2 protein-coding genes are annotated in these 908 nt (G+C 44.6%); both read left to right on the top strand.

Features of this window, described 5'->3' with window-relative positions; all coding sequences use genetic code 11:
* Nucleotides 1–448: PilZ domain-containing protein (locus R7Z50_RS25630; protein WP_318149492.1), on the top strand; the 448-nt coding region annotated here is incomplete at its 5' end.
* Nucleotides 438–908 (top strand): cellulose biosynthesis cyclic di-GMP-binding regulatory protein BcsB (locus R7Z50_RS25625; protein ID WP_318149491.1); only part of this gene is annotated, 471 nt, incomplete at its 3' end. The genes R7Z50_RS25630 and R7Z50_RS25625, both read left to right, overlap by 11 nt.

Below are 908 nucleotides of genomic sequence, written 5' to 3'. Positions count from 1 at the left end.
GAAGGATTTCTCTTTGGGGGGCGTGCGCATTGAAATAGACGGAGTCGATGAACCAACCTGTGCGTACCTACTTGGCCAAACCTTAGAAGTGATCCTCAATCGCGGTGGTCAAGAATTCGTGTTCCCGATGACGGTTGCCTATGCTCATAAGGGGATATTTGGTTTACAACTCAACGAATTGTCTCATCAACAACGAATCCAATACGTCCAATGTACATTTGCACGTGCAGATACATGGGCGAAATGGCAACAAGGTTATCAATCAGATAAACCTCTATCGAGTATGCAGGCTGTACTGCAAGTCGGCTTTAATGGATACAAACGCTTGCTGCAACATTGTCCTAAGTTTGTTCAGGCCGGTGTGGATGCACTTTTATTTTGTATCGAATTTATTTGGTCACTAAGACCTCGTTATGTCCCAATCAGGACCTCAAGTCATGCTAAATAATAAAAAACTAACGGCGTTGACGACGGCTATCACTCTCATGTGTATGTCGGGCAGTCTCGCGGCACAAGAAGTAAGTCAGCAACAACCAACGCCTTTGGCACAGCAAGATGCTGAAAATTCGACCGTATTTAAGCGTGTCATTCCATTTAGTCAATTGGGTTACAGTGGTTCAATTGCTATTCAAGGCAGTGAGGCTAGTGCTTATATTGGTTTCGGTTCGCGACTCGATGAGGTGGTGTCTAAAGCCACGTTGTACTTTGACATCACACCTTCACCAGCGTTGCTCTCTTTGGTTTCTCACGTCAAAGTGTATTTGAACAACGAACTTATGGGAGTGGCGTCAATCGTCGATGGTCAGCAAGGTAAAAAGTTGAGCTTATCGATGCCGCTGGATACTCGTTACTTCAGCAACTACAACAAAATTCGCTTTGAGTTGATTGGGAATACTCAGAAAGACTGT

It is taken from the genome of Vibrio sp. 1249-1 (assembly GCF_033340495.1).
This window is presented reverse-complemented; position numbering and strand designations above follow the sequence as displayed.